At 56.3% G+C, this 15,701-nt stretch carries 15 protein-coding genes and 1 tRNA gene; 10 read left to right on the top strand and 6 right to left on the bottom strand.

Annotated elements, in window-relative coordinates:
* Window positions 1-99: 99 nt before the first annotated feature.
* Window positions 100-267 carry a transposase gene (locus HMPREF2617_RS12330; protein WP_246821721.1) on the bottom strand — a complete coding sequence of 56 codons (168 nt, stop codon included), beginning with the start codon at window positions 265-267 and terminating at the stop codon, window positions 100-102.
* Between the two features lie 200 nt (window positions 268-467).
* Between HMPREF2617_RS12330 and HMPREF2617_RS12120 the strand changes: the two genes are divergently transcribed.
* Window positions 468-644 (top strand): hypothetical protein, encoded by a 177-nt coding sequence (locus HMPREF2617_RS12120; protein ID WP_168168341.1) that lies wholly within the window; start codon window positions 468-470, stop codon window positions 642-644.
* A 668-nt stretch (window positions 645-1,312) separates the two neighbouring features.
* Here the strand turns inward: HMPREF2617_RS12120 and HMPREF2617_RS08250 are convergent.
* From HMPREF2617_RS08250 to HMPREF2617_RS08260, 3 genes are all read right to left on the bottom strand, one after another.
* Window positions 1,313-2,350, bottom strand: coding sequence for a DUF6270 domain-containing protein (locus HMPREF2617_RS08250; protein WP_070840496.1), 1,038 nt, complete (start codon window positions 2,348-2,350; stop codon window positions 1,313-1,315).
* Between the two features lie 160 nt (window positions 2,351-2,510).
* Complete coding sequence (gene wecC / locus HMPREF2617_RS08255) at window positions 2,511-3,776, bottom strand: UDP-N-acetyl-D-mannosamine dehydrogenase (protein WP_210400839.1); 1,266 nt, start codon at window positions 3,774-3,776, stop codon at window positions 2,511-2,513.
* Between the two features lie 392 nt (window positions 3,777-4,168).
* Window positions 4,169-4,241: transfer RNA gene (locus HMPREF2617_RS08260), tRNA-Asn, on the bottom strand.
* A 112-nt stretch (window positions 4,242-4,353) separates the two neighbouring features.
* On the opposite strand from HMPREF2617_RS08260, the gene HMPREF2617_RS08265 reads away from it, so the two are divergent.
* The 5 genes from HMPREF2617_RS08265 (at window position 4,354) to HMPREF2617_RS08285 (ending at window position 9,246) form a co-directional block, all read left to right on the top strand.
* Complete coding sequence (locus HMPREF2617_RS08265; RefSeq protein WP_070840498.1) at window positions 4,354-4,617, top strand: hypothetical protein; 264 nt, start codon at window positions 4,354-4,356, stop codon at window positions 4,615-4,617.
* 27 nt (window positions 4,618-4,644) lie between these two features.
* Entirely contained in the window at window positions 4,645-5,286 is a 642-nt protein-coding gene (locus HMPREF2617_RS08270) for a hypothetical protein (RefSeq protein WP_141763033.1), read from the top strand.
* Window positions 5,287-5,430: 144 nt separating this feature from the next.
* Window positions 5,431-6,600: a restriction endonuclease gene (locus HMPREF2617_RS08275; RefSeq protein ID WP_083323253.1), complete on the top strand. Its 1,170-nt coding sequence runs from the start codon at window positions 5,431-5,433 to the stop codon at window positions 6,598-6,600.
* A 650-nt stretch (window positions 6,601-7,250) separates the two neighbouring features.
* Window positions 7,251-8,594, top strand: coding sequence for an AAA family ATPase (locus HMPREF2617_RS08280; protein ID WP_070840602.1), 1,344 nt, complete (start codon window positions 7,251-7,253; stop codon window positions 8,592-8,594).
* Window positions 8,587-9,246 (top strand): RloB family protein, encoded by a 660-nt coding sequence (locus HMPREF2617_RS08285; RefSeq protein WP_083323255.1) that lies wholly within the window; start codon window positions 8,587-8,589, stop codon window positions 9,244-9,246. Before HMPREF2617_RS08280 ends, HMPREF2617_RS08285 begins: the two co-directional genes overlap by 8 nt.
* A gap of 269 nt (window positions 9,247-9,515) precedes the next feature.
* Here the strand turns inward: HMPREF2617_RS08285 and HMPREF2617_RS08290 are convergent, their stop codons facing one another.
* Both HMPREF2617_RS08290 and HMPREF2617_RS08295 read right to left on the bottom strand, forming a co-directional pair.
* Window positions 9,516-10,652, bottom strand: coding sequence for an XRE family transcriptional regulator (locus HMPREF2617_RS08290; protein WP_070840500.1), 1,137 nt, complete (start codon window positions 10,650-10,652; stop codon window positions 9,516-9,518).
* Window positions 10,653-10,793: 141 nt separating this feature from the next.
* A complete protein-coding gene (locus HMPREF2617_RS08295; RefSeq protein ID WP_083323256.1) occupies window positions 10,794-12,431 on the bottom strand; it encodes an AbgT family transporter in 1,638 nt (545 codons plus the stop codon).
* Window positions 12,432-12,541: 110 nt separating this feature from the next.
* Here HMPREF2617_RS08295 and HMPREF2617_RS08300 point away from each other — a divergent pair, with 110 nt between their 5' ends.
* The 4 genes from HMPREF2617_RS08300 (at window position 12,542) to HMPREF2617_RS08315 (ending at window position 15,534) form a co-directional block, all read left to right on the top strand.
* Window positions 12,542-13,195, top strand: coding sequence for a DUF4230 domain-containing protein (locus HMPREF2617_RS08300; RefSeq protein WP_246821722.1), 654 nt, complete (start codon window positions 12,542-12,544; stop codon window positions 13,193-13,195).
* 26 nt (window positions 13,196-13,221) lie between these two features.
* Window positions 13,222-13,854 carry a hypothetical protein gene (locus HMPREF2617_RS08305; protein ID WP_070840501.1) on the top strand — a complete coding sequence of 211 codons (633 nt, stop codon included), beginning with the start codon at window positions 13,222-13,224 and terminating at the stop codon, window positions 13,852-13,854.
* 108 nt (window positions 13,855-13,962) lie between these two features.
* Window positions 13,963-14,715 (top strand): NYN domain-containing protein, encoded by a 753-nt coding sequence (locus HMPREF2617_RS11930; protein ID WP_141763034.1) that lies wholly within the window; start codon window positions 13,963-13,965, stop codon window positions 14,713-14,715.
* A 21-nt stretch (window positions 14,716-14,736) separates the two neighbouring features.
* Window positions 14,737-15,534 (top strand): serine hydrolase domain-containing protein, encoded by a 798-nt coding sequence (locus HMPREF2617_RS08315; RefSeq protein WP_070840503.1) that lies wholly within the window; start codon window positions 14,737-14,739, stop codon window positions 15,532-15,534.
* The last annotated feature ends 167 nt before the right edge of the window (window positions 15,535-15,701 follow it).

Consider the following 15,701-nt stretch of genomic DNA (forward strand, 5'->3'; position numbering starts at 1 on the left):
GCCGAACTGGACCACCTACATCAGATCAGAAACAGGTGTTTAACGTCTTGCAGATGAACTCGACTGAGAAATGCTCACGGTAGTTGTCGATGAACTGGATCATTTCCGACGTTTTGGGTCGAGTTCCGACGCGAAAAAAGCCGACGCTGCTTTCAGCAGTTCGTTGGTATCACGAAGCTCCTGGTTTTCTCGCCTTAACCTGGCATTTTCGGCAATGACATCTTCCTCAGCACGCTGCGGCAATCCCCGCTTGCGTGCTTGCTGCACGCACTGCCTGGCAGTGTGCCACGACCCCCCAACTTCGGAGCGACCACCTGGCAGGCAGCCTGCGTGGACAGTCCTTCTGCCAAAATCCGGTCTTCAACAAGACGCACCACTCGATCCTTAGCAGCCTGATCAAATTTCCTCGGCATAACCCAGATTTTCCCATCTACTCAAACGGAACAAAACCTGGGACAGTTCATTCGGTGAGCACACCGACTTTCGCCAACCGCCGGTACAACGCCCCTGGTGACATGCCTAACGTCGCAGCCGCATTCGGTATCGACATACCAGCAGTCACCAACGCCACCGCGTCGTCGATAAGGTTGTCGCGTGTACGCGCTAACGCCTTCTTCGGCGGGCCAGCTGTTAGCGCTCTTTGAAAAGTAGCCCATCCTAAAAAATTGGATGGGTGATTTCTTTGGACTAATGGGCACAAATTCGCTACCTGCGTGGACAGGGACTATCGATTCGTAAAATCGCCACCGAAGCAGCCTTCACGTCCTTCGGAGTCCAACGCCCAGTTACAACAACCTCCAAGTCGAGGTGGCGCATTCATCCACTGACAACTCCCAATCTCGTTGGCTTGTTTCAACTCACGGTTTTCTCGGCGTAGCCGGTTGAGTTCTTCTCTGTTAGATTTTCTCACCCGAGAAATGCCGCTTGGACGGGAAGCACAACCTATTCGCGGTAGCATGAGCGCAACGTGTACTGGGATACACCAAGCAGCACCCCGATTTCTTCATAAACGAGTTGCAGCGAGCAAGTCTCAAGAGGGACCAGCTCAACGATTTGATCGACAGCTCCTTCCTGGTCTCGATGGAATACGTTCTGGATATAGTGAGCAATCCTTCCTCGGCATAAGTAGGAACTAAACCCAGGACGATTCAAACCGACAAGTTATGGCAAGCCAGTATGATCTACCCACGAATCGACTTTCGATGGCACCGAAGCATGGTATGGATGACTTGTTGGCGGTCTAGCCTTGGGTGAGCCGAGGAGGTGAAAAGCTTAATGAAAACCTTTCGTACTCTCTCAGTGGGAAAAGAAATCACTTTACTTCGGAAGTGATGATTTCCGATAGCTTTTCGGATTGACTTTCGTAGAAACCCTTCGAGAAATGAAAAGGGCTAAGGCCCCATTTGTGATGGGTGTCTGCTGTAAGAAGCGCGTTATCGTAGTCGAGGAAGACGGTTGATGAGTGTTCCGCATTCTCAACTATCGTATATAGACGTTCCAGCTTCTCGTTCTGCCGTGCGATAAGCGATTGATCCTCCAGCTGTTCGCCATTTGAAGAGTGCGTAGCCCAGAAAACTCGATTCAGTACAACCCGTTTGTGTTGCATGGCCGATACAAAAAAGCTCCAACCTTTTTCGAATTGTTGGAAGTACGATTCGGAAAATACATCTACCACTTGCCCTTGCTGTGGAAGTTCTGTTGCCGCGAACTCTGGGCTCAGAGTGAATTGGGAGAAGTTGCTTCGGCGAAGGGGGAGACGTTCGTCGATGAAATCAACCAGTATGGTCTCTCCGGCTGCCGTTTGCGCTAATTGAATACCAGTCTTCTCTAGATCGGCTCTAACCATTCTGCGTTGAAACTCACTAGGGTTTCTCATGAGTTGTGAGTTTTCGTAGTGAATAGGTGGGGTGTGCAAGCTGGAAAAGCTAAAGCGTGCTCGATAGCCCGTCAGAGAGAGTGATGCGTACTCGAAAGTGTCTCGTGATACGCAGCTTCCCATTACGAAGATTCCGTCGTCCAGATTGACACCGTCAATGCGGATTAAAATCTTAGACTCGGTATACCAGCGGCGGATGAAGACTCGAAGGGAGTTAGCGTCGGTGGTCGTATCAACTGGCAAGTCGAAACGATCTAATCTGCCGGTACCGCGAAGATAGACAAAATCAAAGCCGGCATCAGAGCGGGTAAACCCAGGAGGTGGCTCTTTGAATTCCTCATCAATTCCCACCACTATTAGTTGGTCAGGCTCTGCATAAAAATGTCCAGATATGCTGAATTGTCCAGGAGACTGGGTGGATATTTCGAATGCAAGATTGCTGTCGAGTGCCCAAAGAGTGCTATCGAGTGGCATTGATTGGACCTTCCTCTAGTTTTCCTCAAGTTGTTCGGGCCGTTACGGACACAATGCGGGTCACTGCCTTATTCAAAACCAAATTTACTTTTGGATCATATCGGGTTGTTTGTGAGAAGACTTTACTGCTGTTAGTGGAACCGATTCCGAGGAAGTGAACCTATTGGCTAGGTTGGTCGGTCCAGATATTGCGAGTATTGATAATCGTCTTACCGTCGAGTTCTGCTGTATCGACGACTTTAAACTCATCGTGATCGACGAGCATTACAAGAAGGTCTGAGTCTCTGATCGCGGACTCCGTGTCAACGAGGGTTACATTCGGAAGTCTGGATAGTACTTGTGGAAGTTTCGAAATGTTGGGTTCGACGAGGGATATGTGAACTTCAGGGAACTCCTTTGCGGTAGCAGTTGCGATTTCCACGGCCGGAGACTCACGGAGATCGTCGATATTAGGTTTAAACGCGAGCCCGAAGAGTGCGATCGAATTTGTTTTTTGATGGTTTATCGCCGAAGAGATTTTGTTTAGCACCCAACGCGGTTTTCTGTCGTTAGTCTCGCGAGCAGTCCTTATTAGGTTGGCTTCTTTGGGTGCTGTGGAGACGATGAACCAAGGGTCAACTGCAATGCAGTGCCCACCAACTCCAGGACCGGGCTGAAGGATATTCACCCGCGGGTGGTGATTAGCCAGGTCGATGAGTTCCCAGACGTTGATGTCAAGTTGATCGCAGATAACCGAGAGCTCGTTGGCGAACGCGATGTTTACGTCCCTGAAAGAGTTCTCCGTTAGCTTGGCTAGTTCTGCTGTTCGATCATTCGTCTCCAACAGTTGCCCTCGGCAGAAGGTGGAGTAGATAGACTTTGCCCGTTCAGTTGCCTGGGGGCTCATCCCGCCGATAATTCGATCATTCGTGCGCAACTCTTCCATCGCGTTGCCGGGTAGAATTCTCTCGGGGCAGTGTGCGAAATAAATCACGGGTTTGTTACCGTCGTGAGAGAACCCGTCGATTGAAAATTCAGGACGCCTCTCAATGATTCGGGCGGCGAGCTTCTCAGTGGTTCCGGGGGGTGATGTCGATTCGAGGACAATTAGCTCTCCCCCAGTTAACGCCGGTGCAATTGAGTCCGCAGCGGAGTTGATGAATCGCATGTCAACTTGATGATTCTCGGCGAATGGGGTCGGAACTGCCAAAATGAAGACATCGGACTCTGGCATCTCGGTGGTTGCTCTAAAGCGCCCGGATTGGAGGGCCGACTGAAGCTCGGATTCCAAACCCGGTTCCACAATTGTCAACTCACCTCGGTTTATGGCTTCAACCTTCTCGGGAATGACATCGACACCCGTTACGTCCAGGCCGTGGTTTGCCATCACCACTGCTGTCGGCAATCCGATATATCCTAACCCGACAAAGGCAACCTTTAGTGGCACTATTACTCCTTTAGGAAAAGATCACTATTTGTATCCTGCACACTCTACTCCTGAGGGTAGATGATGTGTAGTTGGATTGGTTCGCGGTCTTTGGCTAGGGGGTGGAATGCGGCTTCGTGCTGAAGTTGATGTGGACTGACAAATAGGCAGTGTTGTTGGTTGGGGGGTGTGAGCGTGTTTCCCTGAGTCAAAAAGGCCTTGGATCGGAAGTGGCGTGCTCAGATCTTGCTGATAGTTCCGAAGGGGTATAGGTACGAGCTTTGAATTGAAGCTATTCTGCCCAACGGCTATAGAGATAGCTTTTAGGTGCTCTGGCGTGAAGTTGGGCAGTAGAATGCTTAATTGATTGAAAAATCCCGGTACTTCGGATTAAGTACCGGGATATTAACCTGCTCCTCCAACTGGGCTCGAACCAGTGACCCTTCGATTAACAGTCGAATGCTCTGCCAACTGAGCTATGGAGGAGTATTTTGTTGTGTTGCTCATTGCTGTGCAACGAGAGATAACAATAGCGTGGATTGTTATAGGTGCAAAATCGCCTGGTCAATGCGGATAATTGTGCGTTAATGTGGCGGTTATGATTATTCCTGTTGGTGGGGTTCGTCCACACGCACTTGCTGGTGGTCTTATCGGGCTGGGCGTGGTGTTCATGCTCACGGCGCCGCGCTTTGAGGATTGGCGTGCGCTGACCTTCTTAGGCCTGGCGCTGATCATCCCGTCGGTGGTGTGGCTTGTGTCGGACCGGTGGTTTCGCCGGCCGCGTGGGGTGGTGTGGTGGTTGCTCGTCGCCGCGTCGGTTGCGCTTGGGGTGTGGGGAATTGCGCTCATTCCCGCGACATAGGCGGTGATGGTGAGTAGGGTGGGCGACATGAAGAAACCGATGCTTGCTCTCGGCGTCGCTGCCGCCGTATCCACCTCCGTTGTTGTTGCTCCGTATGCGTTAGCGGAAAGTAGTGCCTCGCAAGGCGATAGCGCTGTTACTCGGGAGGAAGGTACGGCGGGGGATGAGGGGTCGTCGTTAAGCAATGGCGCCATTGTGGGCATCTCGCTGGGTGTCCTGGCAGCCGTCGGTATTGGTGGGGCAGTTGCGGTGCAGCAGGGGTGGCTGGAACTGCCGGAGCCGCTGAATGCTCAGGTGCTTGGTGGACTTGCGGCGATCGCGTCGGCGCTGTCGGTGCCTGCGCTTGCGCCGAAGCAGAATGCGAAGCCGGCGGGGAACTCGTGCTCACCAGCTGCGTTTGACGCGGTTGTGCCGGAGTGGCCGGCAGGGTTTGGTACGTCGGTGAACTTCTGCGACGGCAAGTGGGCCGTAGCGGGTGCGAAGGGTACGGACTGGGTTCTGTTCTTCAAGAACACGGACGGCAAGTGGGCCAAGATTCCGGCTGATGGCACGAAGCGGACGGGTATGACGCAGGCGTGCTACAACGGCATCAAACTGCGTCAGCAGGGTGCGCCGGAGGCGTTCATGCGCGAGGTGCCGGTGTGTACGCCGGCGGAGATTGGGGCGTAGGGGGCGTTGTACATATTGCTGTCGATTCGGCCAGATTGAACCCTGCGAAAGTCTTTGAGCCCAGGCACAAGCGGTCTTCTTTTGAATTTTTAGCACAGTGCGAATTGATGGTCGTGCCGTTGAGGTCTATGCCATTCTTGGGGCATGGACTTAGAAGATCTATTGGGCGTAATCGATAGGACTGCCGCCAACGTTCAAAAACTCGAGCAAATTCTGGAACAAGCAATCGAATACTGGCCAGATGGGCCATCCTTAGGTACTAGCCCAGAATACGAGGATTTAAGACGGGCCTGGGCTGATTGTATTAAAGGGCTTCCGGAGATTGAGGGCTGGTCTATTACAGAAGAACTCCCGGACATCAACGACATGGGGCAGGCTTTCATTGACTATGCCGATATCGGTGAACTCCCTTATTTCGTATGGGCGATGCAATCCAAGCCCTCTGAAGATCTTGCTGAGTATCGTTACAAACTGGGTCGGGCACGAAGAAGCGCTGTGAGAAACAGGATCACAGAAGTCGTAAAGCTGATTGACCTTGAGTTACCTCGGCTGCTTCAGAATATCGCCAGAGATTCACCGGATGTGCTGGAGTGTGAATCGGAAAGATGTTTGAGACGGCTTTTTGCTGAGGTGGAGGTTCTCGTTGGAGATTCACCTCGGAAAGCAAAGAGATGGGGAGACCTCGGGCGGCATTTGGCTTTTGGCCAGGGGCAAGATTGGCACGATATCTGGGAATTGGATTGGCCAGAAGTCAAGGATGATGTGATTGCCGCCGGTGAGTCCCCGTTCGATCCGTTGCCTGTCCCAGAAGTTGATATCGGGCTGCTTTCGCAGCAAGACCTTCCAGGAGAGGCGAGCAGCGATTTGCCCTGGGAAAAGCTCAGTGCAGCCGACTTCGAAAGAGTTCTGTTTGATATTCTCCGTTCATTGGAACACCACCAAAATGTCGAATGGCTACAGAAGACTAACGCAGCTGACAAGGGACGTGACCTTTCCTGCGAGCGTGTGTTGGATTTGGGGGTCGGAGCGAAACGGACGGAGAGGGTCATAGTTCAGGCCAAGCATTGGACTAAGAAGTCCATTGGCGCTAGGGAAATCGCGGAAACTGTAAACCTGATGAGAATTCAACCGCCCCCTGTGGTAAAAACTTTGATTTTCGCAACGTCAGGGACATTTACACAGACTGCTGTCGAGTGGGCTGAGACATGGAACAACAAGGGAGATGCCCCCAATGTAGAGCTTTGGCCACACAGCCGTCTTGAAGCGCTCTTAGCAAAGATGCCAGGCTTAGCAGCTGCTCACGGGCTTAGGTGATCTATGGATAACGAACATCCACGTTGCAATACCGGAGAGCTGGATGCAAACCTCAGGATCTTCGTTTGATGCCGTTCGCTCAATGTCTGCTTCAGCCTCTAAAACCCGTTCCCGTGTACAAATAGGGTAATTCAGTGACTGGAGTGCTGTTCAACATACTGGACTATTACGCCACGGGAGAAACGGCGGAAGATCAAGTACCAAATGGTCTTTCAAGTGCCAGACAGTAGAAGAAGGCTTATCCGTCAGCTCAAGAAGATTTGCCAAGCATCTGGATGGTCTATAGAGGACGGTGCGCGGCGGGCGAACCTGCACCTGTGTGTTGTAGCCGTATTCGACAGGGGCGGAATGAACTTCCGAATGTTGACTCGCGGCGCCATCGCGCGTGCTCTCGGTGCGCAACTCGGTCTCGAAGTAAAAAGAACCGGCACTAGTTTTCTGAGTCAGAAAAAGGGACGCTATCCCAGTTTGTATGGTGAAGGAGGGGCGCGTTGAGAGCTCCGCTAATCGCCATAGTTGACTGTTTTGTCCACGGTGAGTGACCTATAGCAGGGGAATCCACATATATGGGGCATCAACGTCTCTGCGGAAACGAATTTCACATAAGATGCAAGAAAAGTGTGTCAAATGGAATTGTGTTGGGGACTGCTGTGTTGCTCGATTTAACTATCGGAAACTTTCGCTCGGTTTATGAGCCTGCGTCGATAAATATGGTCGCCACCCGGGAGCAGGTCCATCGCGAGCGCTGTCCTGAGCTGAAACGTCGTTACGGCAAACGGGTGAATCCAGTAGCGGCGCTGTTTGGTGCAAACGCTGCCGGTAAATCAACGTTTGTACGAGCGCTGATCGTCCTGCGTCACATCGTTACAGACCCGCCGCGGCCGTCGGAGTCGATGCCGTATGACCCTTTCAAACTCAAGCCCGAGGCGGATGCGGAGCCAACGAGTTTCGAGATTCTGTTTTCTGTGGACGATGTTATCTACGAGTACATCCTCCGCTATGACGCACACCGTGTCGTCGCGGAGCGGTTAACACAGTACCGCTCGCGCGATGAAGTAGATATCTTCGAGCGCAGTGGCGATGAGTTTTATTTCCCGCTCCTGGATAAGAAGGAGTCAGTGTATCCGACTGAGGTCGCCCAGGCCCGCGCGCTTTTGGCATCAGTGCCGGAAAAAGTGCCGCTAGCCTCGTTTGCGAGCGAAGCGAACCTCTCTCGTTTCCCGCAGGAACTTCGGTTGGGCCTGTTTGATGTTGTGCTTGTGTTCTTGCAGACAGTACTGGTTATCCCGGCAGGTGTGATTGACAGATCCAGCACGATGTCCTTCTCCGAAGGTTGGAAAGAAGTGATCACGCAGATTGATGCGGGAATCACCGGTGTGCAGGCTGAGCCGGTGCCGTTGTCGTCGATAGGCATGAGCGCCGAGCGTGGGAAAGAGATTGACCAACTCTTACGCCAGTATCCGGATAACCCAATCGATGTTGAGCTGCCTGCTGGTCGCTTCACCGTACGCCTGGAAGACGGGGAGATGAGTGCTGAACGCATTTCCCTGATGCACTCGTCGGGTCCAGGGCAAAGCCGAGCTTTGAAATGGCGAGACGAGTCTGATGGCACGCAATCCGCAGCGCGTCTGTTGGGCTTTTTCTCAAAGCTGGCATCTGCTGGTACGGAGGCGGTTCTCGTCGTGGATGAGTTGGACCGGAATTTTCATACTGAGCTCTCGCGCGCACTTATTGGCGGTTTTCTTGCAAACTCGAATGAAAACAGTCGGGTACAGCTGCTATTCACCACACATGATCTTCTGCTCATGGACCCAGAGTTGCTCCGACGCGATGAAATATGGGTGATCGAAAAGGACCGCTTCGGCCAAACGCAATCCAGCGTGCTTTCGGACTTCAAGGGGCCACGCAAGGTAACCGACCTGAGGAAGAGTTACCTGAACGGTCGCTTCGGTGGAGTGCCATCGATCAAACCGCTGGAGTTCCCGGATGAATAGTAGGAATGTTCGATCCGCTCGGCAGAATAAGTTCCGGGGGAAAGCCGCATCTGCAAACAGTCGCTCGCTCAAGGCAGTGTTCTTAATCGTCACAGAGGGCGTGACCGAAAAGAACTATTTTGAGATGGATTGCTTTCGGGACAAGTCGGTCAAAGTTGAAGTGCGGCAAGGCGATAAGCCCGATCCTCCTGCGCTGCTGAGAACGGCAGATGACTGGTTGGCCCAACTTAAACGGTCTAAGGACTTGCAGCCAGGTGACCAAGCCTGGGTGGTGCTTGACGAGGACGCTGCCACACCAGAGCAGCTTGGCGAGGTATTTCAATGGGCAGCCGAGCGAAAGGACAGAGGCGTGGCGTTCAGCGTTCCCGCCTTTGAGGTGTGGCTGCTTCTTCATTACGCCGAAGCAAAGGGGGTGCGCTCGCAGAAAGAGGTCGAAACGGCGCTGAAAGCGCATTGGCCAACATTCACTAAAACCGCGAAGCCGAAATTCACGATGGAACAGATACAGCAAGCTGTATCACGGGCAAGCCGCAAAGTAGGCACTGAGTACGCATCGATCGAGGAGTTTGATGAGCAGGTTGGCCGTCATGCAGCCGTCACCACGGTGCACTTGCTTGTGCAGCTCCTTTTGGCATCGCTTTACGGGAGGTAGGCGCGAGGAGCCGACTGGTTACGCGCGTTTGAAGCCGTCCCAAAACGCTTGCCATATTGTGGTGGGGCGGGACCGCATCTCCTCGTCGAGGGCATCGCGCACCGCTTGGCGGGGGTCGGTGGTTCGCTCGTGGACGGGTTCATTTTGCAACGAGTGAGGTTTGCGTTTGTGGTTGTTACGAGCAGCCCAGCTTCTATCTGCCACTGAGAATCACCTCTTACTCATGGTCTGAGGGGAAACGGTGGCGGGTGCATGGATCGTTGTGTAGTTCATCGCACTACGCGAAGTGTTGGGCGGGCCGGGGCGCTGGTTGCCGAGGCAGCGCTCGAGACCGTGTGGGGGTGGGCGCTGAGCATGAGGGCGTGCAGGTCCTGTGGCGGCAGCTGTGTTTCGTCAGCGATGCTCGCGATGCTGGCGCCACTTTCGGGGGAAAGCACGTAATCGAAGACGCGGGAGCGTTCGTATTGCAGTGTGCTGCCCGGCTCGTCGGTGCGGAAACCGCGCGCGGAGAGGGTCGTCAGGTGGAAGTGATATTCCCGCTCGCTGAGCTTGCCGTGGTGGTACGCGGCGCGAAGCATGGCCATGGCTGACACTTTCAACGCGGTTTTGAGGCGGAGGATGTCATCGAGGCTCGGGTGCAGCCGGAGGTGCGCATGAACTATGCCGGGTGGGATGAGGAAATCGGCAGCGAACTGGTTGGCCTCATCCTCTTCGCGTGCTCCGCTGCGTGGCTCGTCGGTGCTGTGGAGTAGCAGGTGGCCCAATTCATGCGCGAGATCGAAGCGGGCGCCTTCGGGCGTGCGGCGCCGAGCGAGGAAGATAAACGGCTGCTCGCCATCCCACATGGAAAATGCATCCACCGCAGAGGCTGCCGGTGGAAGGCCCATGACGGCGATGCCGCACGACTCGGCGAGCTGAACTGAGTTTGGAACTGGTCTATCGCCGAGCTGCCAGATCGTACGCGCGTGGCGGGCTGTCTCCTCAGGCGTAAATCCGGACAGATCCGGGAGGTTGGGTTCTGGAAAGTTGAAGTTGCTGCGAAGCCACGCCAAGAGCGTGGAGGCGTTTGCCCCGGATGCGACTGCAACGCCTTTCTGCCGCTGCGTTGCGCGGCTGCCGGCTCGAAAGAGTGTGGAGTTCATCGATGGGACCTCGAGTTCCTCGGAGAGGAAGTAGCCGTCGGTAAAGCCGAGTGCTGATTCAAGGCGCTTGAGGAGTGGCTCTGTGCGGGAAGGCGGTGGCCCTTCGTTCTCCCAGCGAGAAAGGGTTGCTGGGGCAACGTCGAGATCTGCAGCCAGCTCCGCTTTTGTGAGGCCTCGGCGCAGTCGCGCGACCGTAATTCGGGACGGCGAGATGCGAGCGGGGTTAGTCTCCGCTCGCTCGCGAGATTGTGAAATCAATGTCATCGTCCTCAGTCCCGAAAAGATCTGGCTGTGCCATAGCGAAATCCGGATGAATAGGCTTGAACTCTGTACTACCGGTAGGTGCTCGTCGCAAAGCAAAAGCGCTGGGCATAACACCCAGCGCTTAATGTCGTGCGGTACTGACTATACCTCGTAGCCCATCGGGGAGCCGGGGCCGAGCGGGATGCCGGCGAAGTACCAGATCATGAAGAAGATGAACCAGCCCGCAAGCATGCACAGCGAGTACGGCAGGGCGAGCGACATGAGGGTGCCCACGCCGGCCTTCTTGTAGTACTTCTGCAGGAATGTCAGGGCGAGGGCGAAGTAGGGCGACATTGGGGTGATGATGTTCGATGGGGAGTCACCGATACGGAACAGCATCTGGGTGACTTCGGGGGAGACGTTGACGTACATCATCATTGGTACGACCACCGGCGCCATCAGTGCCCACTGGGCGGAGCCGGAGGTGATAAACAGGTTGATCAGCGCCACCATGATCACAAACGCGAGGAACAGCACCGCGTTCGGCAGATCCCACGCCTGCAGGAGTTCCGCGCCCTTGATCGCGGTCCAGGGGCCCAGGTTGGACCACTGGAAGTACGCCAGGAACTGGGCGACGGCGAAGAACAGCACCAGAATCGGCAGCATGGACTCTAAGCCCTTGGCCATGAACTTCGGCAGGTCCGCAGCCTCCTTGACGGTGCCCACGATCAGGCCATAGACCAGGCCGGTAACAAAGAAGATCAGGGTGATCGGCACGGCAATCGCGCGGATCAAGGGCGATTCCATGAAGCCCTCCTCCGGACGCGCGAACGGGGAGGCCGGGACCAGCAGCAGGACGAAGTAAGCGACGAGGGCGACCACCAGGGTCACGCCGGCCCAGGCGAGGCCCTTGCGCTCCAGTGGGGTCAGTGAAAGGTCATCGTCGTCGGTCAGGTGGGAATCGTCCGGCTGGGCGGAGTCGTTGATTTGGAGTTCGTCTTCGTCGATGTGGTCGTCGTCGATAAGCGCTTGCGCCTTCTTCTCCACATAAAACTCCGTCACCGTAGTGATCACCAACGCCAGCACAATCGCGGACGGGATGACGAAGAAGATGTTGGCAAGCGGGGAGACCTCGTAGTTGGCGTCGACAAGTTGTGCCGCCGAGGTGGAAATGCCGGCGAGCAGCAGGTCCGTGATGTTGAGGATCAGCGAGGAGTTAAACCCTGCCGACGACGCCGCGAACGCCACCATCGCACCCACCACCGGCGAGCGCCCAACCGCATGAAACGCCATCGCGCCCAGCGGAATGATGATCACGTAAATCGCATCTGAGGCGATCGAGCCGGTCACGCCGGCAAGCGCGACCATGAACGTCAGCATCTTGCCGCTGACCTTGTCCACCATCGCGCGCACCATCGCCGCCAGCAGACCGGTCTGCTCCGCCACGGCAACACCAAGCATCACCGCCAGGATCACGCCCAGCGGCGGGAACGCGATGAAGTTCTCCACCGCATCCGTGACCATGCGAGAGATATTCTCGCCGGTCAGCAGGCTTTCTACTTTGATCTCTTCGCCGGAGGCGGGGTCGATGGCGGAGAGGCCCGCCTTGCTGGCAATCCATGAGGACACGACAACAACGCCGCTCAAAATGACAAACAGCCAGAACGGCTCCGGCAGCTTGTTGCCTATTCGCTCGATCCAGCCGAGGAAGCCGGTCATGCCGTCTTGTTGGTTCTGGTTTTGTTTTTCTTCGCGCTGCTTGTCGGCGCGGGTTTCGTCGATACGCGTGGAACCGGTCATCGTTATCTCTTCCGTGCGGTGGCCAGATACATCCTTCAGCCGCGTACGCCCAAAGGTTCCAACGAGTGTACAAACCATCCGAATATGGGGTGCAATTAAGATCACCAGATGTGAGTACCGCCCAAGAATTACACCTCTCGCCGCGCCAGCCCCGCCGCGGTGGCGTCGTTGTGACCTCCGTCATCGCCGTCCTGGCGGTTGTGGGGTTGTTGCTTGTCATGCTGCGCCCAGCCGTAATCGGGATGGGGGAGACGCGGGTGGATTCCACCACCATCGGGGCGTCGTTCGAAGACATCGCCGAACTCTCCGTGGAGGAATACGTCTTCTCCGACGTGGGCAAGTTCGACCAGCAAGGCCTCGAGGTCCTCGGGCTGCGCGTGCCGTTTACCGGCCGCAACTTCCTGGTAACTTACGACGGCCGCGTTACCGCCGGCATCCGCGACGCAACCGCCATCGACGTTTCGGTCGGCTCTGGTTCGATCGACGTCGTGCTGCCACCGGTGGAGGTGCTCAGCGCCCACATCAATGCCGACAGCGTGCAGGTCTACGACCAATCCATGAACCCCATCAACCAAATTCGTGTCGACGACGTCACCACCTTCATCGCCGGCCAAGAGAACGCTGCGCGCGACAAGGCCGTGTCGCAGGGCCTGTTGGACCGCGCGGGGGAGCGCACCGAACACCTCGTACGCAGCCACATCGCCGCACTTGTGAAGGGGACCGAGCAGGAAGATTTTGACGTGCGGATTTCCTGGGCGCAGTAGCCACTCGTGGTCTAAGGTTTCTGGCTATGCGTAAGTCTTTGGCGTCTGCGGCAGTTTGCTCGCTGGTTGTTGTTTCTGCTGCTGTTGGTGCCGCTACGGTGCCGGTTGCCGTTGCAGCGACGGGCGACCCTGGTAAATGCTCGATCGAGTACAACGCCGACCAGGTCCCGGCGCTCGCGGCGGGTGTGCTTGGCGACGACCTCATCTTCTTCAACGGCTCCCGCACCGACGCACTTGCCCTGTGGGAGAAGAAGCAGTCCGAGCTGCGTGCTGGCATCGGCGAGAACGGCTGGGGCACACTCACCCAAATCGACGACGCCAAACTTTGGGAACCCGGCGTCACCCACACTTCAAGCGCGCTGGTCCTCGACGACCTGAAGCACTCCTCACGCAGCCTGACCGTCACCGCCGACAGCCCGTTTAGCCACTCGGAGGCCGCCTACCTTGCCAATGCCGCCTCGTACACCGCGCAGCGATACGCGGATTGCGGCAAGGATGTGAATAGGGTCGTGCCGGTGGCGCCGTCGTCGATAAGCCTTGCCCTCGCCCCGGACCACATCGCGCTGATTGTCGTGGCGCTGCTCGGCGTACTCGGGGCTGTGGGCGCCGGCGCGGCGGGCATGATCCCGGGATTGACGCTGCCTGCGCTGCCGTTTTAGGTTGGATAGCCGAAAGGGTTGACAGACGAACCCAAAACGGTATACTCGCTCACATAGTTCCCCGCTATCTACGGATTGGCGGGGTTTTTAAATTCCGGGGGGGATCAGATGATTAACGCGTCACCGTCGCTCATGCCAAAGCGGAGGGGGAGCAGCACTTTAAATGCTGTCGTACTTATCGACTATCAGAATGTGCACATCACAGGCTGGGAAGTCTTTTCACGCGATGATGGCGTCGGGCTTCATGAAGCGTTGCTCGACCCAGCAGCCTTTGCCAAGAGACTTATTGCAGCTCGAAACGCGGCCAACTCCACTACGCCCCCTGCGACACTTGATTCGGTGAAAGTCTTTCGAGGTTTACCAAGTTCGATTCATGATCCCGATGCCTATCGGCGAAACCAGGATCAGAAACGGAATTGGGAATCGGATGGAGTCGAGGTGACCCTACGTCCGCTCAAATATCGGTACCAGCGCGATGGCCGAGGTAAGCCGATCATGGATGTCAATGGAAAGAAGACGTTGGCGGGACCACCTGAAGAGAAAGGTGTCGATCTGATGGTGGGACTCGCTACATTGCTAGCTGCGCAGCATCCGGACATTGATCTAGTAGTTTTGGCGTCGCACGATAGTGACATGGGTCCGGTCGTAGATACCGTGCACGATTTACATGTGGCGGACCCAGTGGCAGTCGCGCGGATTGAAACAGCCAGTTGGTTCGTCCCCCGCAACGACTTTGATCCTGGCTTTCAGTCGAAGATCCAACCGGGCTTGGATGCGCAGAAGAAACGTCGGCATGTGTGGAACACGCGGATGGGAGAAGTCGACCACACCGCGAGTCTGGATGTCCGGCCGTATCGATGACTCGCCACGTAGGGTGGGGCCATGCAGCTCGAGAAGTTTTTCCAGGATTGGCCGGTTGACAATGTGGCGGGCGCGCTCGTCGGTAGGCAAGAGGCGTCGTTCGGCGACACCGCGCGCGTCTTCGAACTGGCCAGCGTGACCAAACTCCTCTCCGCGTACGCCGTGCTCCTCGCGGTTGAAGAAGGAGCATTTTCGCTTGACGACGACGCCCGCCCCGAAAACGCCACCATCCGCCACCTCCTCTCGCACGCAGCCGGCGTCGGCTTCGACTCCCGCGAACCGCAAAAGGCACCGGGGGAGCGCCGCATCTATTCGTCCGCCGGTTACGAAATCCTCGCCGACATTGTCGAGGAAACCACCGGCATCACGTTTGCCGACTACGCCCGCGAAGGCATTTTCGAACCCCTTGGCATGACCGACACCGAGATCTACGGCTCGGCGGGCCACGGCGGGCGCTCCACTGTCGCGGACCTTTCGCGCTTCGCCGCCGAACTACTCGAGCCTCGGTTGCTTGACCCCTCGACGGTGCGCGAGGCGTTTACGAATCAGTTCGGCGACCTGCGCGGCGTCGTCCCCGGCTACGGCATGCAAAAGCCCTGCCCGTGGGGCCTCGGCTTTGAGATCAAGGGGGAGAAGTCCCCGCACTGGACCGGCAACGGCATGCCCGCCGACACCGTCGGCCACTTCGGCATGGCCGGCACCTACCTGTGGGTCGCCGGCGACCAGGCCTGCGTGGTGCTCACGGACCGCGACTTCGGCGACTGGGCCAAACCCCTCTGGCAGGAAACCAACACGGCGCTGTGGGAGGCGCTGGCGTAGGGCGCCTGCGCGCGTGCGTGGGCGCCTGCGGCAGTGCGTGGGCGCGGGTGCGGCGCGGCGGATTTGTTCATGTGCAGGGCTCGATATGCGTAACTGCAGGTGAGGGCGTTTTCGGAAAAATCGGGCGATTTGAGCCGAAACGCTGTGACCAGGGATTACGCATATCG

This window comes from Corynebacterium sp. HMSC070H05 (genome assembly GCF_001837615.1).
In the GTDB taxonomy this organism is placed as follows: domain Bacteria; phylum Actinomycetota; class Actinomycetes; order Mycobacteriales; family Mycobacteriaceae; genus Corynebacterium; species Corynebacterium coyleae.